Source organism: Bacillus sp. PSXD-155, from assembly GCF_049310765.1.
Taxonomy (GTDB): Bacteria; Bacillota; Bacilli; order Bacillales; family Bacillaceae_G; genus Bacillus_A; species Bacillus_A cereus.
The window spans coordinates 26,525-44,074 of the sequence record NZ_JBMOWC010000029.1; the positions used below are offsets into that span (position 1 = coordinate 26,525).

Consider the following 17,550-nt stretch of genomic DNA (forward strand, 5'->3'; position numbering starts at 1 on the left):
TAACCTGTAGACTAAAAGGGAGGTAGGCCCCTTGATAGATGTAAATAACTTTGAATATATGAAGATTGGACTTGCTTCACCTGACAAGATTCGTTCTTGGTCATACGGTGAAGTTAAGAAACCAGAAACTATTAACTATCGTACGTTAAAGCCTGAAAAAGATGGCTTGTTCTGTGAGCGTATTTTCGGACCACAAAAGGACTGGGAATGTCATTGCGGAAAATACAAACGTGTACGTTATAAAGGTGTAGTTTGTGATCGATGTGGCGTTGAAGTAACGCGTGCAAAAGTACGTCGTGAACGTATGGGTCATATTGAATTAGCTGCTCCTGTATCTCATATTTGGTATTTCAAAGGTATCCCGAGCCGCATGGGACTTGTCTTAGACATGTCCCCTCGCGCGCTTGAAGAAGTAATTTATTTCGCTTCTTATGTTGTAACAGAAAGTGGAGATACACCACTTGATAAGAAGCAATTACTTTCTGAAAAAGAATACCGTGCATATCGTGATCGATATGGTAGCACATTCCAAGCTGCTATGGGTGCAGAAGCGATTAAAAAGCTACTACAAGACATTGATTTAGATAAAGAAGTAGACTTCTTAAAAGAAGAATTAAAAACAGCACAAGGACAACGCCGTACTCGTGCTATTAAACGTCTAGAAGTATTAGAAGCATTCCGTAACTCTGGAAATGAACCATCTTGGATGATCTTAGATGTTCTACCAGTTATCCCACCAGAACTACGCCCAATGGTACAGTTAGATGGTGGACGTTTTGCTACTTCTGACTTAAACGACTTATATCGTCGTGTAATTAACCGTAACAACCGTTTAAAACGTCTATTGGACCTAGGTGCTCCAAGCATCATCGTTCAAAACGAAAAACGTATGTTACAAGAAGCTGTAGATGCATTAATTGATAATGGTCGTCGTGGCCGTCCAGTAACTGGACCGGGTAACCGTCCATTAAAATCATTATCTCACATGCTTAAAGGTAAACAAGGACGTTTCCGTCAAAACTTATTAGGTAAACGTGTTGACTACTCTGGCCGTTCTGTAATCGTTGTAGGACCGAACTTAAAGATGTACCAATGTGGATTACCGAAAGAAATGGCGCTTGAACTGTTCAAACCTTTTGTTATGAAAGAGTTAGTTGGAAAAGGGTTAGCACACAACATTAAGAGTGCGAAACGTAAAATTGAGCGTGTACACCCTGAAGTTTGGGACGTTTTAGAATCTGTGATTAAAGAACATCCAGTACTTCTAAACCGCGCACCAACACTTCACCGTCTTGGTATCCAGGCGTTTGAACCTACATTAGTAGAAGGTCGCGCAATTCGTCTTCACCCACTTGTATGTACTGCATACAACGCGGACTTTGACGGTGACCAAATGGCGGTTCACGTTCCGTTATCATCAGAGGCACAAGCAGAAGCTCGTATTCTTATGTTAGCGGCACAAAACATCTTGAATCCAAAAGACGGAAAACCAGTTGTTACTCCATCTCAGGATATGGTATTAGGTAACTACTACTTAACACTTGAGCGTGAAGGCGCAATCGGTGAAGGTATGGTCTTCAAAGATGCAAACGAAGCAATACTTGCATATCAAAATGGATATGTACATCTGCACACACGTGTTGCAGTTGCTGCAAGTTCAGTAAATAACGTAACGTTTACTGAAGAGCAAAAAGGTAAGCTTCTATTAACAACAGTTGGTAAATTAATATTTAACGAAATCTTACCAGAGTCGTTCCCTTATATTAATGAACCGACAAACTCAAACCTTGAAAAAGAAACACCAGCGGAATATTTCGTTGAAAAAGGTGCGAACATTAAAGAAATTATTGCTAGTCGCGAAGAAGTGGCGCCATTTAGCAAGAAGATCCTTGGTAACATCATTGCGGAAGTGTTCAAACGTTTCCAAATTACAGAAACGTCTCGCATGCTTGACCGTATGAAAAACTTAGGGTTCAAGTACTCTACAAAAGCTGGTATTACAGTTGGGGTATCTGACATTCTTGTATTAGGCGAAAAAGATGAAATTCTCCACGAAGCACAAGCAAAAGTAGATAATGTAATTAAACAATTCCGTCGCGGTTTAATCACGGAAGAAGAACGTTACGATCGCGTTATCTCTATTTGGAGTAATGCAAAAGATGTTATCCAAGGAAAACTGATGAAATCCTTGAATAAACGCAATCCAATCTTCATGATGAGTGACTCAGGTGCCCGTGGTAACGCATCTAACTTTACTCAGCTTGCTGGTATGCGTGGTCTGATGGCCAATCCATCTGGTCGTATCATCGAACTTCCAATCAAATCGAGTTTCCGTGAAGGTTTAACAGTACTTGAGTACTTCATCTCTACGCATGGTGCGCGTAAAGGTCTTGCCGATACAGCACTTAAAACTGCCGATTCTGGTTACTTAACACGTCGTCTTGTAGACGTTGCACAAGATGTAATTGTCCGTGAAGATGATTGTGGAACAGATCGTGGTCTATTAATTGGTGCGATTAAAGAGGGTAATGAAGTAATTGAGTCATTATATGATCGTCTTGTTGGACGTTTTGCAAGAAAAACTGTAAAACATCCTGAAACAGGTGAAGTATTAGTTAGTGAAAACCAATTAATTACTGAAGATATCGCTCATATCGTTGAAAATTCGGGTGTTGAAACTGTAAATATTCGTTCAGCGTTTACGTGTAACACTCGCCATGGTGTATGTAAGAAGTGTTACGGTCGTAACTTAGCAACTGGTACAGACGTAGAAGTAGGAGAAGCGGTAGGTATTATCGCAGCTCAATCTATCGGTGAGCCAGGTACACAGTTAACGATGCGTACATTCCATACAGGTGGGGTTGCCGGAGATGATATCACTCAAGGTTTACCTCGTATCCAAGAGATCTTCGAAGCTCGTAATCCGAAAGGTCAGGCAGTTATCAGTGAAATCGACGGTGTTATCGCAGCGATCAACGATGTTAAAGATCGCCAAGAAGTAGTTGTACAGGGTGAAGTTGAAGCTCGTACGTATGCTATTCCTTACGGTGCTCGTCTGAAAGTAACTCCAGGACAGCCAATTAGCCACGGTAAAGAGTTAACAGAAGGTTCTATTGATCCGAAAGAATTACTAAAAGTAACGGACATTACAGCAGTTCAAGAATACTTATTACGTGAAGTTCAAAAAGTATACCGTATGCAAGGGGTAGAAATTGGTGACAAACACGTAGAGGTAATGGTACGTCAAATGCTACGTAAAGTTCGTGTAAGTGATGCAGGTGAAACAGACGTATTACCAGGAACATTACTAGATATCCATCAGTTTACTGATGCGAATGCGAAGGTGTTACTGAAAGGTAAACAACCAGCGACAGCTAGACCTGTTCTACTTGGTATTACAAAAGCTTCACTTGAAACTGATTCATTCTTATCTGCAGCATCATTCCAAGAAACAACTCGTGTCTTAACTGATGCAGCAATTAAAGGTAAACGTGATGAGCTTCTAGGATTGAAAGAGAACGTTATTATCGGTAAACTTGTTCCTGCTGGAACAGGTATGAATCGTTATCGCAAAGTGGATCTTGTAAAAACAACACAAGATAACATGAATGTAGAAAACGATGAGATTTATGTGGAACAGTAAAATTTTCCGTCGTAAATTTTGTATAAAAACATCTAATCCTAGTTGACATTGTATGAGTCAAAATGTTACTATAATCAAGGTTGCTCCTGAACGATGCTTTGGAGGATATTTATATGTCTTATCAAAAAGTGTCAAATGCTGAAAATGTAGTCGTTGGTCATAAACGCACATTGGAAGCAATCAAAAATGGTATAGTTAAAGAAGTTGTTATTGCAGAAGATGCTGATGTGCGGTTAACCCATATTATCATTCGCACTGCTTTGCAACATAACATACCCATAACAAAGGTTGAATCAGTTCGTAAGCTTGGAAAAGTTTCGGGGATTCAAGTGGGAGCTTCAGCAATAGGAATAATAAGTTAAAACTGTTTTTGTGAGGAGAGAGCATTTGCTCTTCCTTGCAAAAACTTTGTTTTCAACTAATAATGAACCACCTGGATATGTGGTCATACAAACATGCGAAGGGAGGATAATCAAATGCCTACTATTAACCAATTAGTGAGAAATGGTCGTACTGATAAAGTATGGAAATCTAAATCACCTGCGTTAAACAAAGGATTTAACTCTTTAAAGAAAAAATCAACTGATATCTCTGCACCTCAAAAACGTGGTGTATGTACTCGTGTTGGTACAATGACTCCAAAGAAACCTAACTCAGCGTTACGTAAATACGCTCGTGTACGTTTAACAAACGGTATTGAAGTTACAGCTTACATCCCAGGTATCGGTCATAACTTACAAGAGCATAGCGTAGTATTAATTCGCGGTGGTCGAGTAAAGGATTTACCAGGGGTACGTTACCACATCGTTCGTGGAGCGCTTGATACAGCTGGTGTTGACAAACGTATGCAAGGACGTTCTAAATATGGTACTAAGCGACCAAAACCTGCTAAAAAATAATAAACTTATAATGAAAGGAGGAACTCAATATGCCTCGTAAAGGACCTGTTGCGAAACGTGACGTGTTACCAGATCCAATGTACAATTCTAAGCTAGTAACACGCCTTATCAACAAAATGATGGTTGACGGTAAAAAAGGTAAATCTCAAACAATTCTTTATAACGCTTTCGATATCGTTCGTGAACGTTCAGATAAAGAACCAATGGAAGTATTCGAGCAAGCTCTTAAGAACATCATGCCTGTTCTTGAAGTACGCGCTCGTCGTGTTGGTGGTGCTAACTACCAAGTTCCAGTTGAGGTTCGTCCAGAACGCCGTACAACTTTAGGTCTTCGCTGGTTAGTAAACTATGCTCGTCTTCGTGGTGAAAAAACTATGGAAGAGCGTCTAGCTTACGAAATCTTAGATGCAGCTAACAACGCTGGTGCATCTGTTAAGAAACGTGAAGACACTCATAAAATGGCAGAAGCTAACAAAGCATTTGCTCATTACCGTTGGTAGGATTCAACGTAAAATAAATGTATGCATAAACCGCTTTATTTGTCGCTTATGGAAGTGTGGAGAGGGAGAATGCCTCTCCCTTTCGTTGGGCGCTCGTTTTACATAATGAGGGTACTGGACACTGGCATATGTAACAATATAAAGTGGCTTTTTTGCTACTTAAAATAAAAAATCCAATCCATATATGGAAGGAGCAAGACACCAAATGACAAGAGAGTTCTCTTTAGAAAACACTCGTAATATTGGTATCATGGCTCACATCGATGCTGGTAAAACAACAGCAACTGAGCGTATTCTGTATTACACAGGACGTATTCATAAAATCGGTGAAACTCATGAAGGTGCATCTCAGATGGACTGGATGGAGCAAGAGCAAGAGCGTGGTATCACAATTACTTCTGCTGCAACTACAGCTCAATGGAAAGGTCACCGTGTAAACATCATTGACACTCCAGGACACGTAGACTTCACAGTAGAAGTAGAACGTTCTTTACGCGTACTTGATGGTGCGGTAGCAGTACTTGATGCACAATCTGGTGTAGAACCACAAACAGAAACTGTTTGGCGTCAGGCTACTACTTACGGTGTACCTCGTATCGTATTCGTTAACAAAATGGATAAGATCGGTGCAGATTTCTTATACTCTGTAGGAACAATCCACGATCGTTTACAAGCAAACGCACATCCAATTCAGTTACCAATCGGTGCTGAAGATGAGTTCAATGGTATCATTGACCTTGTTGAAGAGTGTGCTTACATGTACGGTAACGATTTAGGAACAGACATCGAGCGTGTCGAAATTCCTGAAGAGCACAAAGAACTAGCTGAAGAATACCGCGGAAAGCTTATTGAAGCGGTAGCTGAGCTTGATGAAGAAATGATGATGAAGTACCTAGAAGGTGAAGAAATCACTGTAGAAGAGCTTAAAGCTGGTATCCGTAAGGCTACAACTTCTGTAGAATTCTTCCCAGTAATCTGTGGTTCTGCATTCAAAAACAAAGGTGTTCAAATTCTGTTAGACGCAGTTATCGACTACCTACCATCTCCATTAGATGTACCTGCTATTAAAGGTACTCTTCCGGATACAGATGAAGAAATCGAACGTAAGTCTAGCGATGAAGAACCATTCGCAGCTTTAGCATTCAAAATCATGACTGACCCTTATGTTGGTAAGTTAACGTTCTTCCGTGTGTACTCTGGTGTGTTAAACTCTGGATCATACGTGAAAAACTCAACTAAAGGTAAGCGTGAGCGTGTAGGACGTATCCTACAAATGCACGCTAACAGCCGTGAAGAGATTTCAACAGTTTACGCTGGTGATATCGCTGCTGCTGTAGGTTTAAAAGATACTACTACTGGTGATACTCTTTGTGACGAGAAGAGCCTTGTTATCCTTGAGTCTATGGAATTCCCAGAGCCAGTTATCTCTGTAGCTATCGAACCAAAATCTAAAGCTGACCAAGATAAAATGGGTACAGCATTATCTAAGCTTTCTGAAGAAGATCCAACATTCCGTGCTCACACTGACCAAGAAACTGGCCAAACTATCATCGCTGGTATGGGTGAACTTCACCTTGATATCATCGTTGACCGTATGCGCCGTGAATTCAAAGTCGAAGCAAACGTTGGTGCTCCTCAGGTAGCATACCGTGAAACTTTCCGCGCTGCTGCGAAAGTTGAAGGTAAGTTTGCTCGTCAATCTGGTGGACGTGGACAATTCGGTCACGTTTGGATTGAGTTTGCACCTAACGAAGAAGGTAAAGGATTTGAATTCGAAAACAAAATCGTCGGCGGTGTAGTTCCACGTGAATACATCCCAGCTGTTGGAGCGGGTCTTGAAGACTCACTTAAAAATGGTGTACTAGCTGGTTATCCACTAGTTGACATTAAAGCAGCATTAGTTGACGGTTCTTACCATGATGTCGATTCATCTGAGATGGCGTTCAAAATCGCTGCATCAATGGCACTTAAAGCTGCGGTTTCTAAATGTAACCCAGTAATTCTTGAGCCAATGATGAAAGTTGAAGTTGTAATTCCTGAAGAGTACATGGGAGACATCATGGGTGACGTAACATCTCGTCGTGGACGTGTAGAAGGTATGGAAGCTCGCGGTAACGCACAAGTTGTTCGCGCTATGGTTCCACTTTCTGAAATGTTCGGTTATGCGACAGCATTACGTTCTAACACTCAAGGACGCGGAACATTCTCAATGACATTTGATCATTATGAAGAAGTACCGAAGTCTGTTTCAGAAGAAATTATTAAAAAAAATAAAGGCGAATAATTGATTTTTATCAATTGTTCGAGTATAACTACTTATGTAAGCTTAGAAAGTGGGACGTAAGTTTCGCTTTCTAGTCTAAATATAAAATAACCTATATAAACTAAGGAGGAATTTAGAATGGCTAAAGCTAAATTCGAACGTTCTAAACCCCATGTTAACATCGGTACAATCGGCCACGTTGACCATGGTAAAACTACATTAACTGCTGCGATCACTACAGTTCTTGCAAAAGCTGGTGGTGCTGAAGCACGCGGATACGATCAAATCGACGCTGCTCCAGAAGAAAGAGAGCGCGGAATCACAATCTCAACTGCACACGTTGAGTACGAAACTGAAACTCGTCACTATGCACACGTTGACTGCCCAGGTCACGCTGACTATGTTAAAAACATGATCACTGGTGCTGCTCAAATGGACGGCGGTATCTTAGTAGTATCTGCTGCTGATGGCCCAATGCCTCAAACACGTGAGCACATCCTTCTTTCTCGTCAAGTAGGTGTTCCTTACATCGTTGTATTCTTAAACAAATGCGACATGGTAGACGACGAAGAATTATTAGAATTAGTAGAAATGGAAGTTCGTGACCTATTATCTGAATACGGATTCCCAGGCGACGACATTCCTGTAATCAAAGGTTCTGCTCTTAAAGCTCTTCAAGGAGAAGCTGATTGGGAAGCAAAAATCATTGAATTAATGACTGAAGTTGATGCTTACATCCCAACTCCAGAACGTGAAACTGACAAACCATTCTTAATGCCTATCGAGGATGTATTCTCTATCACAGGTCGTGGTACAGTTGCAACTGGTCGTGTAGAGCGCGGAATCGTTAAAGTTGGTGACGTAGTAGAAATCATCGGTCTTGCTGAAGAGAATGCTTCTACAACTGTAACTGGTGTAGAAATGTTCCGTAAACTTCTTGACCAAGCTCAAGCTGGAGACAACATCGGTGCTCTTCTTCGTGGGGTTGCTCGTGAAGACATCCAACGTGGACAAGTTCTTGCTAAAACTGGCTCTGTAAAAGCACACGCTAAATTCAAAGCTGAAGTTTTCGTATTATCTAAAGAAGAAGGTGGACGTCACACTCCATTCTTCGCTAACTACCGTCCTCAGTTCTACTTCCGTACAACTGACGTAACTGGTATCATCCAATTACCAGAAGGTACTGAAATGGTAATGCCTGGTGACAACATCGAAATGACTATCGAACTTATCGCTCCAATCGCTATCGAAGAGGGAACTAAATTCTCTATTCGTGAAGGTGGACGTACAGTAGGTTACGGTGTAGTTGCTACTATCGTTGAGTAATCTTAGCTGATATAAAAAAACCTAAGGGATTTTCCCTTAGGTTTTTTGTTTGCGTTTATATAAAGAAGAAGAGTGTGTTTTTTTGTTTTGACGAGTTTCTTCTATAGTAATATAAAAACAACAAAAGATAATCCAGAAACTGTAAAACGAATTCTGTTAGATGAAAACTTGAAATTCTTTAAAGTGCCATGTATAATAGCAAAAGTAGAGAAAAGCAGATGCAAACAAAAAGATGCTTGCATCTAGACGAATAACATTGTATAATAGACAATGTTGGTCTTTGACTGCGATGAAGTGGAAGGTTGCTGACACACCCGGCCGCTTTGCCATGGCATGGTGTGGGGAAATTTCCATGGAGAAGGTCTATTTTAGAAATAGGCGAACGAAGGAGGGAAAATAATGGCAAAAGAAAAAATTCGTATCCGTTTAAAAGCTTATGATCACCGTATTCTTGATCAATCAGCTGAGAAAATTGTAGAAACAGCTAAGCGTTCTGGGGCAACAGTTTCTGGTCCGATCCCATTACCAACTGAGAAGACTATTTACACAATTCTTCGTGCTGTTCATAAGTACAAAGATTCTCGTGAGCAATTCGAAATGCGCACACACAAACGTTTAATCGATATCGTGAGTCCTACTCCACAAACAGTAGATTCATTAATGCGTTTAGACTTACCGTCTGGTGTAGATATCGAAATCAAACTATAAATTATATAACTTAAAAATGTAGGAGGTGTAACTCATGACCAAAGGAATCTTAGGAAGAAAGATCGGTATGACTCAAGTATTTGCTGAGAACGGTGAGTTAATCCCAGTAACAGTTATCGCTGCTAATCCAAACGTTGTTCTTCAAAAGAAAACAACTGAAACTGATGGCTACAATGCAATCCAGTTAGGATTTGAAGATAAACGTGAAAAGTTAACTAACAAACCTGAACAAGGCCACACTGCTAAAGCATCTACAACTCCTAAGCGCTTCATTCGCGAAATCCGCGATGCAGACGTGGACGGATTAGAGGTTGGTCAAGAGGTAAAAGTTGAAGTTTTCGCTGCAGGTGAAATCGTTGACGTAACAGGAATTTCTAAAGGTAAAGGTTTCCAAGGTGTTATCAAACGCCACGGACAATCTCGCGGACCTATGTCTCATGGTTCTCGCTATCACCGTCGTCCAGGTTCAATGGGCCCAGTTGCTCCGAACCGTGTATTCAAAGGCAAAAAACTTGCTGGACGTATGGGTGGAGACCAAGTTACTATCCAAAACTTAGAAATCGTTCAAGTTGACACTGAGCGCAACTTATTACTAGTAAAAGGTAACGTTCCAGGTGCTAAGAAATCTCTTGTAGTTGTTCAAGGCGCTGTGAAGGTTAGCAAATAATTCACAATAGGAAGGAGGAATTCCAATGCCAAAAGTTACTGTATATAACCAAACTGGTTCACAGGTTGGTGAAATCGAATTAGCTGAAGCTATTTTCGGTATCGAACCAAATGAAGCTGTACTTTTCGAAGCTGTAATGATGCAACGTGCATCTTTACGTCAAGGTACACACAAAGTAAAAACTCGCTCTGAAGTTCGCGGTGGTGGTCGTAAACCATGGCGTCAAAAAGGAACTGGACGTGCTCGTCAAGGGTCTATCCGCTCTCCTCAATGGCGTGGTGGTGGTACGGTATTCGGACCTACACCAAGAAGCTATGCGTACAAACTTCCTAAGAAAGTTCGTCGTTTAGCAATCAAATCTGCATTAGCTACTAAAGTAGTTGAGAACAACATTGTAGTTCTTGAAGACCTAGTGTTAAATGCACCAAAAACAAAAGACATGCTAGCAGTACTTAAAGGATTAACTGTTGAGAAGAAAGCTCTTATCGTAACTGCTGATGCAAACGAATCTGTAGAGTTATCTGCTCGCAATATCCCTGGAGTAACAGTAATCACTGCTGATGGCGTAAACGTTTTAGACGTGCTTCATCATGATAAGCTAATCATGACAAAAGCGGCAGTGGAAAAAGTAGAGGAGGTGCTTGCATAATGAGAGATCCTCGTGATATCATTAAGCGCCCAGTTATCACTGAACGTTCTATGGAAATGATGGCTGAAAAAAAATACACGTTCGATGTGGACGTTAAATCTAATAAAACAGAAGTTAAAGATGCTCTTGAAGCGATCTTTGGTGTTAAAGTAGAAAAAGTGAACATCATGAACTACAAGCCGAAAGCAAAACGCGTTGGTCGTCACGCTGGTTTTACTAGCCGTCGTCGTAAAGCAATCGTTAAGCTAACTGCTGACAGCAAAGAAATCGAAATCTTCCAAGGCGTTTAATTCTTACTAAAGAAGGAGGGAAATTGAGATGGGAATTAAAAAGTATAATCCAACTACTAACGGTCGTCGTAATATGACTACGAATGATTTCGCTGAAATCACGACTGACAGACCCGAAAAGTCATTACTTGCTCCTTTAAGCAAGAAGGCTGGTCGTAATAACCAAGGTAAAATTACTGTACGTCATCAAGGTGGCGGACATAAGCGTCAATACCGTATCATCGACTTTAAGCGTAACAAAGATGGAATTCCAGGACGCGTTGCTACGATCGAATACGATCCAAACCGCTCTGCGAATATCGCATTAATTAACTACGTTGACGGTGAAAAACGTTACATTCTTGCTCCTAAATCTTTAGAAGTAGGTATGGAAGTTATGTCTGGCCCAGAAGCTGACATCAAAATCGGTAACGCATTACCATTAATCAACATTCCAGTAGGTACTGTTGTTCATAACATCGAGCTTAAGCCTGGTCGTGGCGGACAATTAGTTCGTTCTGCTGGTACATCTGCTCAAGTACTTGGTAAAGAAGGTAAATACGTACTTGTACGTTTAACTTCTGGTGAAGTACGTCTTGTATTATCTGCTTGTCGCGCTTCAATCGGTCAAGTAGGTAACGAACAACACGAACTTATTAAAATCGGTAAAGCAGGTCGCTCTCGCTGGTTAGGTAAACGCCCAACAGTTCGTGGTTCTGTAATGAACCCGGTTGATCACCCACACGGTGGTGGTGAAGGACGTTCTCCAATCGGACGTAAGTCTCCAATGTCTCCATGGGGTAAACCAACTCTTGGATTCAAGACTCGTAAGAAAAACAAAGCGTCTGACAAATTCATCGTTCGTCGTCGTAAAAAATAATGGGATTGTAGTACGGTTCATTTCTAGAACCGTACGCCAATCACGAAGGGAGGCACCAAAATGGCTCGTAGCTTAAAAAAAGGACCATTTGTCGATGATCACTTAATGAGCAAAATGGAAAAATTAGTTGCATCTGAGCAAAAACAAGTTGTTAAAACTTGGTCTCGCCGTTCAACAATCTTCCCTCAGTTCATCGGACACACAATCGCTGTATATGATGGTCGTAAACACGTACCTGTGTACATCACTGAGGATATGGTTGGCCATAAGTTAGGTGAATTCGCACCAACTCGTACGTATAAAGGTCACCTTGCTGACGATAAGAAAACTAGAAGATAATGAGAGGAGGCACTTCAATGCAAGCTAAAGCAGTAGCGAGAACAGTTCGTATTGCTCCTCGTAAAGTTCGTTTAGTAGTAGACTTAATCCGAGGTAAGCAAGTGGGTGAAGCGATTGCTATCCTTAACCACACACCAAAAACTGCTTCTCCAGTTGTAGAAAAAGTTTTAAAATCTGCAATCGCAAATGCAGAGCACAATTATGAGATGGACATTAACAACCTAGTTGTTGAAAAAGTCTTCGTTGACGAAGGTCCAACGTTGAAACGTTTCCGTCCACGTGCAATGGGTCGTGCAAGCCAAATTAACAAACGCACAAGCCACATTACAGTTGTGGTATCAGAAAAGAAGGAGGGATAATCGATGGGTCAAAAGGTTAATCCAATTGGTCTTCGTGTCGGTGTTATCCGTGACTGGGAATCTCGTTGGTTCGCTGAGAAAGATTACGCTACATTATTACATGAAGACATCAAAATCCGTGAGTACATTAATGTACGCTTAAAAGATTCTGCTGTTGCTAAAGTAGAAATCGAACGTGCAGCAAATCGTGTAAATGTTACAATTCACACTGCAAAACCTGGTATGGTAATTGGTAAAGGTGGTACTGAAGTTGAAGCACTTCGTAAAGCTCTTAACCAATTAACAGGCAAGCGTGTACACATCAACATTTTAGAAGTTAAGAGAGCTGATCTTAACGCTAAATTAGTAGGCGAAAACATCGCTCGTCAATTAGAAAACCGTGTATCATTCCGTCGTGCACAAAAGCAAGTTATTCAACGTGCTATGCGTGCAGGTGCTAAAGGTATTAAAACACAGGTTTCTGGTCGTCTTGGCGGAGCTGATATCGCTCGTGCAGAATCTTACAGTGAAGGAACTGTTCCACTTCATACACTTCGCGCTGATATTGACTATGCAGCAGTTGAAGCTGATACAACATACGGTAAATTAGGCGTAAAAGTATGGATCTACCGTGGAGAAGTCCTTCCTACAAAAAAGAAAGCTTCTGAGGAAGGAGGAAAATAATATGTTAATGCCAAAACGCGTAAAATATCGTAGAGAGCATCGTGGTAAAATGCGTGGTCGTGCTAAAGGTGGAACTGAAGTTGCTTTCGGTGAATTCGGTTTACAAGCACAAGCTGCTTCATGGATTACAAACCGTCAAATCGAAGCTGCTCGTCGTGCAATGACTCGTTACATGAAACGTGGCGGTAAAGTATGGATTAAAATTTTCCCTTCTAAACCTTACACTGCAAAACCTCTAGAAGTACGTATGGGTTCCGGTAAAGGGGCACCAGAAGGCTGGGTAGCAGTAGTAAAACCTGGGAAAATTATGTTCGAAATCGCGGGTGTATCTGAAGAGGTAGCACGCGAAGCATTACGTCTTGCAGCTCACAAGTTACCTGTGAAATGTAAATTCGTAAAACGTGAAGAAAATGGTGGTGAATCTAATGAAAACTAATGATATTCGTGAATTAACCACTGCCGAAATCGAAACAAAAGTTAAAGCTTTAAAGGAAGAGTTGTTTAATCTTCGCTTCCAACTTGCTACAGGACAATTAGAGAATCCAACTCGCATTCGTGAAGTGCGTAAAGCAATTGCTCGTATGAAAACTGTAGTTCGTGAAAGAGAGATCGGAATTAATCGATAAATTGAGGGGAGGTTTGCATAGTGAGCGAACGTAACCAACGCAAAGTTTATACTGGTCGTGTAGTGTCTGACAAAATGGACAAAACGATTACAGTTTTAGTTGAAACTTACAAAACTCATTCCTTGTACGGAAAACGTGTTAAGTATTCTAAGAAGTACAAAGCCCATGATGAGCAAAACCAAGCGAAACTTGGCGATATCGTTAAAATCATGGAAACTCGCCCGCTTTCTGCTACTAAGCGTTTCCGTTTAGTTGAAATCGTTGAAGAAGCGGTTATTATCTAAATAGACGAATCGGAATTTTTAGTCCGAAGGGAGGTTTCATAACATGATCCAACAAGAATCTCGTTTGAAAGTTGCTGACAACTCTGGTGCACGTGAACTTTTAACAATTAAAGTATTAGGCGGCTCTGGTCGTAAATATGCTAACATTGGTGACATTATCGTTGCTACGGTAAAACAAGCAACACCAGGTGGCGTTGTTAAAAAAGGTGACGTTGTTAAAGCAGTAGTAGTACGTACGAAGAGCGGAGCTCGTCGTCCGGACGGTTCTTACATCAAATTTGATGAAAACGCAGCGGTTATCATTAAAGACGATAAGAGCCCACGTGGTACTCGTATCTTCGGACCAGTAGCTCGTGAATTACGTGATAGCAACTTCATGAAGATCGTTTCTTTAGCTCCAGAAGTTCTATAATTTAAGGTATTGCCTTGCTAAGGAGGTGCAGAATTAAGATGCATGTAAAAAAAGGTGATAAAGTACAGGTAATCACTGGTAAAGACAAAGGAAAACAAGGCGTTATCCTTGTGGCTTTCCCAAAGCAAAACCGTGTTATCGTTGAGGGTGTTAACATCGTTAAAAAACACTCTAAGCCATCTCAATTAAATCCACAAGGTGGAATTATTACTAAAGAAGCACCTATTCACGTTTCTAACGTTATGATTTTAGATCCGAAAACAGGTGAACCTACTCGCGTAGGCTTCAAAGTAGAAGATGGTAAAAAAGTTCGTATTGCAAAAAAATCTGGTGAATTATTAGATAAATAATTTTCTTAAGAAAGGAGGTCACTTCATTGAATCGCCTTAAAGAGAAGTTCCAAAAGGAAATTACTCCTGCTCTAGTGAGCAAGTTTAACTATAAATCTGTGATGGAAGTACCGAAAATCGAAAAGATCGTAATCAACACTGGTGTTGGTGACGCGGTATCTAACTCAAAAGCTTTAGACAATGCAGTAGAAGAATTAACACAAATCGCAGGTCAAAAACCTGTTGTAACTCGTGCTAAAAAATCAATCGCTGGTTTCCGTCTTCGTGAAGGTATGCCAATCGGTGCGAAAGTAACTTTGCGCGGCGAGCAAATGTATGAGTTCTTCGACAAATTAGTATCGGTTTCTTTACCACGTGTACGTGATTTCCGTGGTGTTTCTAAGAAATCATTCGATGGTCGTGGGAACTACACATTAGGTGTTAAAGAGCAACTTATCTTCCCTGAGATTGATTATGATAAAGTAAGCAAAGTACGCGGTATGGACATCGTAATCGTTACTACAGCGAAAACTGATGAAGAAGCTCGTGAACTTTTAACACAATTCGGTATGCCATTCCAAAAATAATGGAAGCCAACGCTAAGTAGAGGAGGCGAAAACGTGGCTAAAAAATCTATGATAGCGAAACAAAAGCGTACTCCTAAGTTTAAAGTACAAGAGTATACACGTTGCGAACGCTGCGGTCGTCCGCATTCTGTATACCGCAAATTTAAACTTTGCCGTATTTGTTTCCGTGAACTTGCATATAAAGGTCAAATTCCTGGTGTTAAAAAAGCTAGTTGGTAAAACCCACAAATGGGAAGGAGGTAAAACACATGGTGATGACAGATCCAATTGCAGACATGCTTACTCGCATCCGTAATGCGAACATGGTACGTCATGAGAAATTAGAGGTTCCTGCTTCTAAAATCAAAAAAGAGATCGCTGAACTTTTAAAACGTGAAGGTTTCATTCGTGATGTAGAATACATCGAGGATAACAAACAAGGTATCCTTCGTATTTTCCTGAAATATGGTGCAAACAATGAACGTGTAATCACTGGATTAAAACGTATCAGTAAACCTGGCTTACGCGTTTACGCTAAAGCTGACGAAGTACCACGTGTACTTAACGGATTAGGTATCGCTCTTGTTTCTACATCTAAGGGAGTAATGACAGACAAAGACGCTCGTCAATTACAAACTGGTGGAGAAGTAGTAGCATACGTTTGGTAATATATATTTAAAACGAACGGAGGTGTGACCACATGTCTCGTATTGGTAAAAAGATTCTTGAAATCCCTGCAGGTGTTACTATTACAATTGCAGAAGACAATACTGTAACAGTAAAAGGCCCTAAAGGTGAATTAACTCGTAAATTCAATGCTGATATGTCTATCAAAATTGAAGAAAATACACTAACAGTTGAGCGTCCATCTGAACAGAAGGAACACCGTGCATTACACGGTACAACTCGTGCTTTAATCGGAAACATGGTTGAAGGTGTAACTGCAGGTTTCGCACGCGGACTTGAATTAGTCGGTGTTGGTTACCGTGCTCAAAAACAAGGAGATAAACTTGTTTTAAGCGTAGGTTATTCTCATCCAGTAGAAATGACTCCGGAAGCAGGACTTGAAGTTGAAGTACCTGCACCAACTAAAATCGTAATTAAAGGTATCGACAAGCAACGTGTTGGCGAATTTGCTGCTAACATCCGTGCTGTACGTGCTCCTGAGCCTTACAAAGGTAAAGGTATTCGTTACGAAGGCGAAGTTGTTCGTCGTAAAGAAGGTAAAACTGCTAAGTAAACCCGTTAGGTGAGAGAAAGGAGTGACAAGAAAATGATCACTAAAGCTGATAAAAATGCGACTCGTAAGAAAAGACATGCACGTGTACGTGCTAAACTTACTGGTACTGCAGAGCGTCCACGTTTAAACGTGTTCCGTTCTAACCAACATATTTACGCTCAAGTTATTGATGATGTGAATGGTGTAACGTTAGTAAGTGCATCTACTCTTGATAAAGACCTTGCTCTTAACGGTACTAGCAATACTGAAGCTGCTACGAAAGTTGGAGAATCAGTTGCTAAGCGTGCTGTAGAGAAAGGCGTTAAAGAAGTAGTATTTGATCGCGGTGGTTACTTATACCATGGCCGTGTTAAAGCTCTAGCTGAAGCTGCTCGTGAGGCTGGATTACAATTTTAATGGTCAAAGGAGGGAAAATTGATGCATCGCATTGACCCAAGTAAATTAGAACTTGAAGAACGTGTAGTTACGATAAATCGTGTCGCGAAAGTTGTTAAGGGTGGTCGTCGTTTCCGCTTTGCTGCACTAGTTGTAGTTGGCGATAAAAACGGTCATGTTGGATTCGGTACTGGTAAAGCACAAGAGGTACCAGACGCAATCCGCAAAGCTATCGAAGACGCTAAGAAAAACTTAATCGCTGTACCATTAGTTGGTACAACAATTCCACACACAATCAACGGTCACTTTGGAGCTGGTGAAGTATTCTTAAAACCTGCTGCTGAAGGTACTGGTGTTATTGCTGGTGGACCTGTTCGTGCGGTACTTGAATTAGCTGGTGTACAAGATATTCTTTCGAAATCTCTTGGTTCTAACACACCAATCAACATGATTCGCGCTACTGTGAACGGATTAAGCGAACTTAAGCGCGCTGAAGATGTTGCAAAATTACGCGGTAAATCTGTAGAAGAGCTACTAGGTTAAGGAGGGAAAA

25 protein-coding genes are annotated in these 17,550 nt (G+C 40.9%); all 25 read left to right on the forward strand.

What is annotated here, in order from left to right:
• Positions 1-31: 31 nt before the first annotated feature.
• Positions 32-3,643 carry a DNA-directed RNA polymerase subunit beta' gene (rpoC, locus tag ACO6VI_RS23745; protein WP_000567943.1) on the forward strand — a complete coding sequence of 1,204 codons (3,612 nt, stop codon included), beginning with the start codon at positions 32-34 and terminating at the stop codon, positions 3,641-3,643.
• A gap of 113 nt (positions 3,644-3,756) precedes the next feature.
• Positions 3,757-4,005, forward strand: a complete 249-nt coding sequence (locus ACO6VI_RS23750; RefSeq protein WP_000121831.1) for a 50S ribosomal protein L7ae-like protein — start codon at positions 3,757-3,759, stop codon at positions 4,003-4,005.
• Positions 4,006-4,119: 114 nt separating this feature from the next.
• Positions 4,120-4,542 carry a 30S ribosomal protein S12 gene (rpsL, locus tag ACO6VI_RS23755; RefSeq protein ID WP_001142341.1) on the forward strand — a complete coding sequence of 141 codons (423 nt, stop codon included), beginning with the start codon at positions 4,120-4,122 and terminating at the stop codon, positions 4,540-4,542.
• Positions 4,543-4,571: 29 nt separating this feature from the next.
• Entirely contained in the window at positions 4,572-5,042 is a 471-nt protein-coding gene (gene rpsG / locus ACO6VI_RS23760; RefSeq protein ID WP_001137492.1) for a 30S ribosomal protein S7, read from the forward strand.
• Positions 5,043-5,247: 205 nt separating this feature from the next.
• A complete protein-coding gene (gene fusA / locus ACO6VI_RS23765) occupies positions 5,248-7,326 on the forward strand; it encodes an elongation factor G (RefSeq protein WP_000196383.1) in 2,079 nt (692 codons plus the stop codon).
• Between the two features lie 117 nt (positions 7,327-7,443).
• Positions 7,444-8,631 carry an elongation factor Tu gene (gene tuf, locus ACO6VI_RS23770; protein WP_001029617.1) on the forward strand — a complete coding sequence of 396 codons (1,188 nt, stop codon included), beginning with the start codon at positions 7,444-7,446 and terminating at the stop codon, positions 8,629-8,631.
• Between the two features lie 399 nt (positions 8,632-9,030).
• Positions 9,031-9,339 carry a 30S ribosomal protein S10 gene (gene rpsJ / locus ACO6VI_RS23775; RefSeq protein ID WP_001040595.1) on the forward strand — a complete coding sequence of 103 codons (309 nt, stop codon included), beginning with the start codon at positions 9,031-9,033 and terminating at the stop codon, positions 9,337-9,339.
• Between the two features lie 34 nt (positions 9,340-9,373).
• A complete protein-coding gene (gene rplC / locus ACO6VI_RS23780; protein WP_000160209.1) occupies positions 9,374-10,006 on the forward strand; it encodes a 50S ribosomal protein L3 in 633 nt (210 codons plus the stop codon).
• Between the two features lie 25 nt (positions 10,007-10,031).
• The gene (rplD, locus tag ACO6VI_RS23785; RefSeq protein WP_001127258.1) at positions 10,032-10,655 is read left to right on the forward strand and encodes a 50S ribosomal protein L4; all 624 of its coding nucleotides are present in this window, start codon (positions 10,032-10,034) and stop codon (positions 10,653-10,655) included.
• Positions 10,655-10,945, forward strand: a complete 291-nt coding sequence (gene rplW, locus ACO6VI_RS23790) for a 50S ribosomal protein L23 (protein ID WP_001205558.1) — start codon at positions 10,655-10,657, stop codon at positions 10,943-10,945. The genes rplD and rplW overlap by 1 nt, the downstream gene beginning before the upstream one ends.
• A 28-nt stretch (positions 10,946-10,973) precedes the next feature.
• Complete coding sequence (rplB, locus tag ACO6VI_RS23795; RefSeq protein ID WP_000511583.1) at positions 10,974-11,804, forward strand: 50S ribosomal protein L2; 831 nt, start codon at positions 10,974-10,976, stop codon at positions 11,802-11,804.
• Positions 11,805-11,864: 60 nt separating this feature from the next.
• Positions 11,865-12,143: a 30S ribosomal protein S19 gene (rpsS, locus tag ACO6VI_RS23800; protein ID WP_000124454.1), complete on the forward strand. Its 279-nt coding sequence runs from the start codon at positions 11,865-11,867 to the stop codon at positions 12,141-12,143.
• 17 nt (positions 12,144-12,160) lie between these two features.
• The gene (gene rplV / locus ACO6VI_RS23805) at positions 12,161-12,502 is read left to right on the forward strand and encodes a 50S ribosomal protein L22 (protein WP_001148024.1); all 342 of its coding nucleotides are present in this window, start codon (positions 12,161-12,163) and stop codon (positions 12,500-12,502) included.
• Between the two features lie 3 nt (positions 12,503-12,505).
• Complete coding sequence (rpsC, locus tag ACO6VI_RS23810) at positions 12,506-13,165, forward strand: 30S ribosomal protein S3 (RefSeq protein ID WP_000529956.1); 660 nt, start codon at positions 12,506-12,508, stop codon at positions 13,163-13,165.
• Position 13,166: 1 nt separating this feature from the next.
• Positions 13,167-13,601: a 50S ribosomal protein L16 gene (gene rplP, locus ACO6VI_RS23815; protein ID WP_000928971.1), complete on the forward strand. Its 435-nt coding sequence runs from the start codon at positions 13,167-13,169 to the stop codon at positions 13,599-13,601.
• Positions 13,591-13,791 carry a 50S ribosomal protein L29 gene (rpmC, locus tag ACO6VI_RS23820; protein WP_000855718.1) on the forward strand — a complete coding sequence of 67 codons (201 nt, stop codon included), beginning with the start codon at positions 13,591-13,593 and terminating at the stop codon, positions 13,789-13,791. Before rplP ends, rpmC begins: the two co-directional genes overlap by 11 nt.
• 20 nt (positions 13,792-13,811) lie before the next feature.
• On the forward strand, positions 13,812-14,075 hold the full coding sequence (rpsQ, locus tag ACO6VI_RS23825) for a 30S ribosomal protein S17 (protein WP_000004106.1): 264 nt from the start codon (positions 13,812-13,814) through the stop codon (positions 14,073-14,075).
• 43 nt (positions 14,076-14,118) lie between these two features.
• Positions 14,119-14,487 carry a 50S ribosomal protein L14 gene (gene rplN, locus ACO6VI_RS23830; protein WP_000615912.1) on the forward strand — a complete coding sequence of 123 codons (369 nt, stop codon included), beginning with the start codon at positions 14,119-14,121 and terminating at the stop codon, positions 14,485-14,487.
• Between the two features lie 38 nt (positions 14,488-14,525).
• Positions 14,526-14,837 carry a 50S ribosomal protein L24 gene (gene rplX, locus ACO6VI_RS23835; RefSeq protein WP_000558200.1) on the forward strand — a complete coding sequence of 104 codons (312 nt, stop codon included), beginning with the start codon at positions 14,526-14,528 and terminating at the stop codon, positions 14,835-14,837.
• A 26-nt stretch (positions 14,838-14,863) separates the two neighbouring features.
• Positions 14,864-15,403 (forward strand): 50S ribosomal protein L5, encoded by a 540-nt coding sequence (gene rplE, locus ACO6VI_RS23840; RefSeq protein WP_001080829.1) that lies wholly within the window; start codon positions 14,864-14,866, stop codon positions 15,401-15,403.
• A 33-nt stretch (positions 15,404-15,436) separates the two neighbouring features.
• Positions 15,437-15,622 (forward strand): 30S ribosomal protein S14, encoded by a 186-nt coding sequence (gene rpsN, locus ACO6VI_RS23845; RefSeq protein WP_001085700.1) that lies wholly within the window; start codon positions 15,437-15,439, stop codon positions 15,620-15,622.
• Between the two features lie 29 nt (positions 15,623-15,651).
• The gene (gene rpsH / locus ACO6VI_RS23850; RefSeq protein ID WP_000245511.1) at positions 15,652-16,050 is read left to right on the forward strand and encodes a 30S ribosomal protein S8; all 399 of its coding nucleotides are present in this window, start codon (positions 15,652-15,654) and stop codon (positions 16,048-16,050) included.
• A 32-nt stretch (positions 16,051-16,082) separates the two neighbouring features.
• On the forward strand, positions 16,083-16,622 hold the full coding sequence (gene rplF, locus ACO6VI_RS23855; protein WP_000086551.1) for a 50S ribosomal protein L6: 540 nt from the start codon (positions 16,083-16,085) through the stop codon (positions 16,620-16,622).
• A 33-nt stretch (positions 16,623-16,655) separates the two neighbouring features.
• Positions 16,656-17,018 carry a 50S ribosomal protein L18 gene (rplR, locus tag ACO6VI_RS23860; RefSeq protein WP_000628818.1) on the forward strand — a complete coding sequence of 121 codons (363 nt, stop codon included), beginning with the start codon at positions 16,656-16,658 and terminating at the stop codon, positions 17,016-17,018.
• 21 nt (positions 17,019-17,039) lie between these two features.
• Positions 17,040-17,540 (forward strand): 30S ribosomal protein S5, encoded by a 501-nt coding sequence (gene rpsE / locus ACO6VI_RS23865; RefSeq protein ID WP_000554646.1) that lies wholly within the window; start codon positions 17,040-17,042, stop codon positions 17,538-17,540.
• Positions 17,541-17,550 lie beyond the last annotated feature (10 nt).

Coding starts and splice junctions, on each gene's coding strand:
- ACO6VI_RS23750 (WP_000121831.1), top strand. CDS start 3,757: ATGTCTTATCAAAAAGTGTCAAATGCTGAAAATGTAGTCGTTGGTCAT.
- rpsL (WP_001142341.1), top strand. CDS start 4,120: ATGCCTACTATTAACCAATTAGTGAGAAATGGTCGTACTGATAAAGTA.
- rpsG (WP_001137492.1), top strand. CDS start 4,572: ATGCCTCGTAAAGGACCTGTTGCGAAACGTGACGTGTTACCAGATCCA.
- fusA (WP_000196383.1), top strand. CDS start 5,248: ATGACAAGAGAGTTCTCTTTAGAAAACACTCGTAATATTGGTATCATG.
- tuf (WP_001029617.1), top strand. CDS start 7,444: ATGGCTAAAGCTAAATTCGAACGTTCTAAACCCCATGTTAACATCGGT.
- rpsJ (WP_001040595.1), top strand. CDS start 9,031: ATGGCAAAAGAAAAAATTCGTATCCGTTTAAAAGCTTATGATCACCGT.
- rplC (WP_000160209.1), top strand. CDS start 9,374: ATGACCAAAGGAATCTTAGGAAGAAAGATCGGTATGACTCAAGTATTT.
- rplD (WP_001127258.1), top strand. CDS start 10,032: ATGCCAAAAGTTACTGTATATAACCAAACTGGTTCACAGGTTGGTGAA.
- rplW (WP_001205558.1), top strand. CDS start 10,655: ATGAGAGATCCTCGTGATATCATTAAGCGCCCAGTTATCACTGAACGT.
- rplB (WP_000511583.1), top strand. CDS start 10,974: ATGGGAATTAAAAAGTATAATCCAACTACTAACGGTCGTCGTAATATG.
- rpsS (WP_000124454.1), top strand. CDS start 11,865: ATGGCTCGTAGCTTAAAAAAAGGACCATTTGTCGATGATCACTTAATG.
- rplV (WP_001148024.1), top strand. CDS start 12,161: ATGCAAGCTAAAGCAGTAGCGAGAACAGTTCGTATTGCTCCTCGTAAA.
- rpsC (WP_000529956.1), top strand. CDS start 12,506: ATGGGTCAAAAGGTTAATCCAATTGGTCTTCGTGTCGGTGTTATCCGT.
- rplP (WP_000928971.1), top strand. CDS start 13,167: ATGTTAATGCCAAAACGCGTAAAATATCGTAGAGAGCATCGTGGTAAA.
- rpmC (WP_000855718.1), top strand. CDS start 13,591: ATGAAAACTAATGATATTCGTGAATTAACCACTGCCGAAATCGAAACA.
- rplN (WP_000615912.1), top strand. CDS start 14,119: ATGATCCAACAAGAATCTCGTTTGAAAGTTGCTGACAACTCTGGTGCA.
- rplX (WP_000558200.1), top strand. CDS start 14,526: ATGCATGTAAAAAAAGGTGATAAAGTACAGGTAATCACTGGTAAAGAC.
- rpsH (WP_000245511.1), top strand. CDS start 15,652: ATGGTGATGACAGATCCAATTGCAGACATGCTTACTCGCATCCGTAAT.
- rplF (WP_000086551.1), top strand. CDS start 16,083: ATGTCTCGTATTGGTAAAAAGATTCTTGAAATCCCTGCAGGTGTTACT.
- rplR (WP_000628818.1), top strand. CDS start 16,656: ATGATCACTAAAGCTGATAAAAATGCGACTCGTAAGAAAAGACATGCA.
- rpsE (WP_000554646.1), top strand. CDS start 17,040: ATGCATCGCATTGACCCAAGTAAATTAGAACTTGAAGAACGTGTAGTT.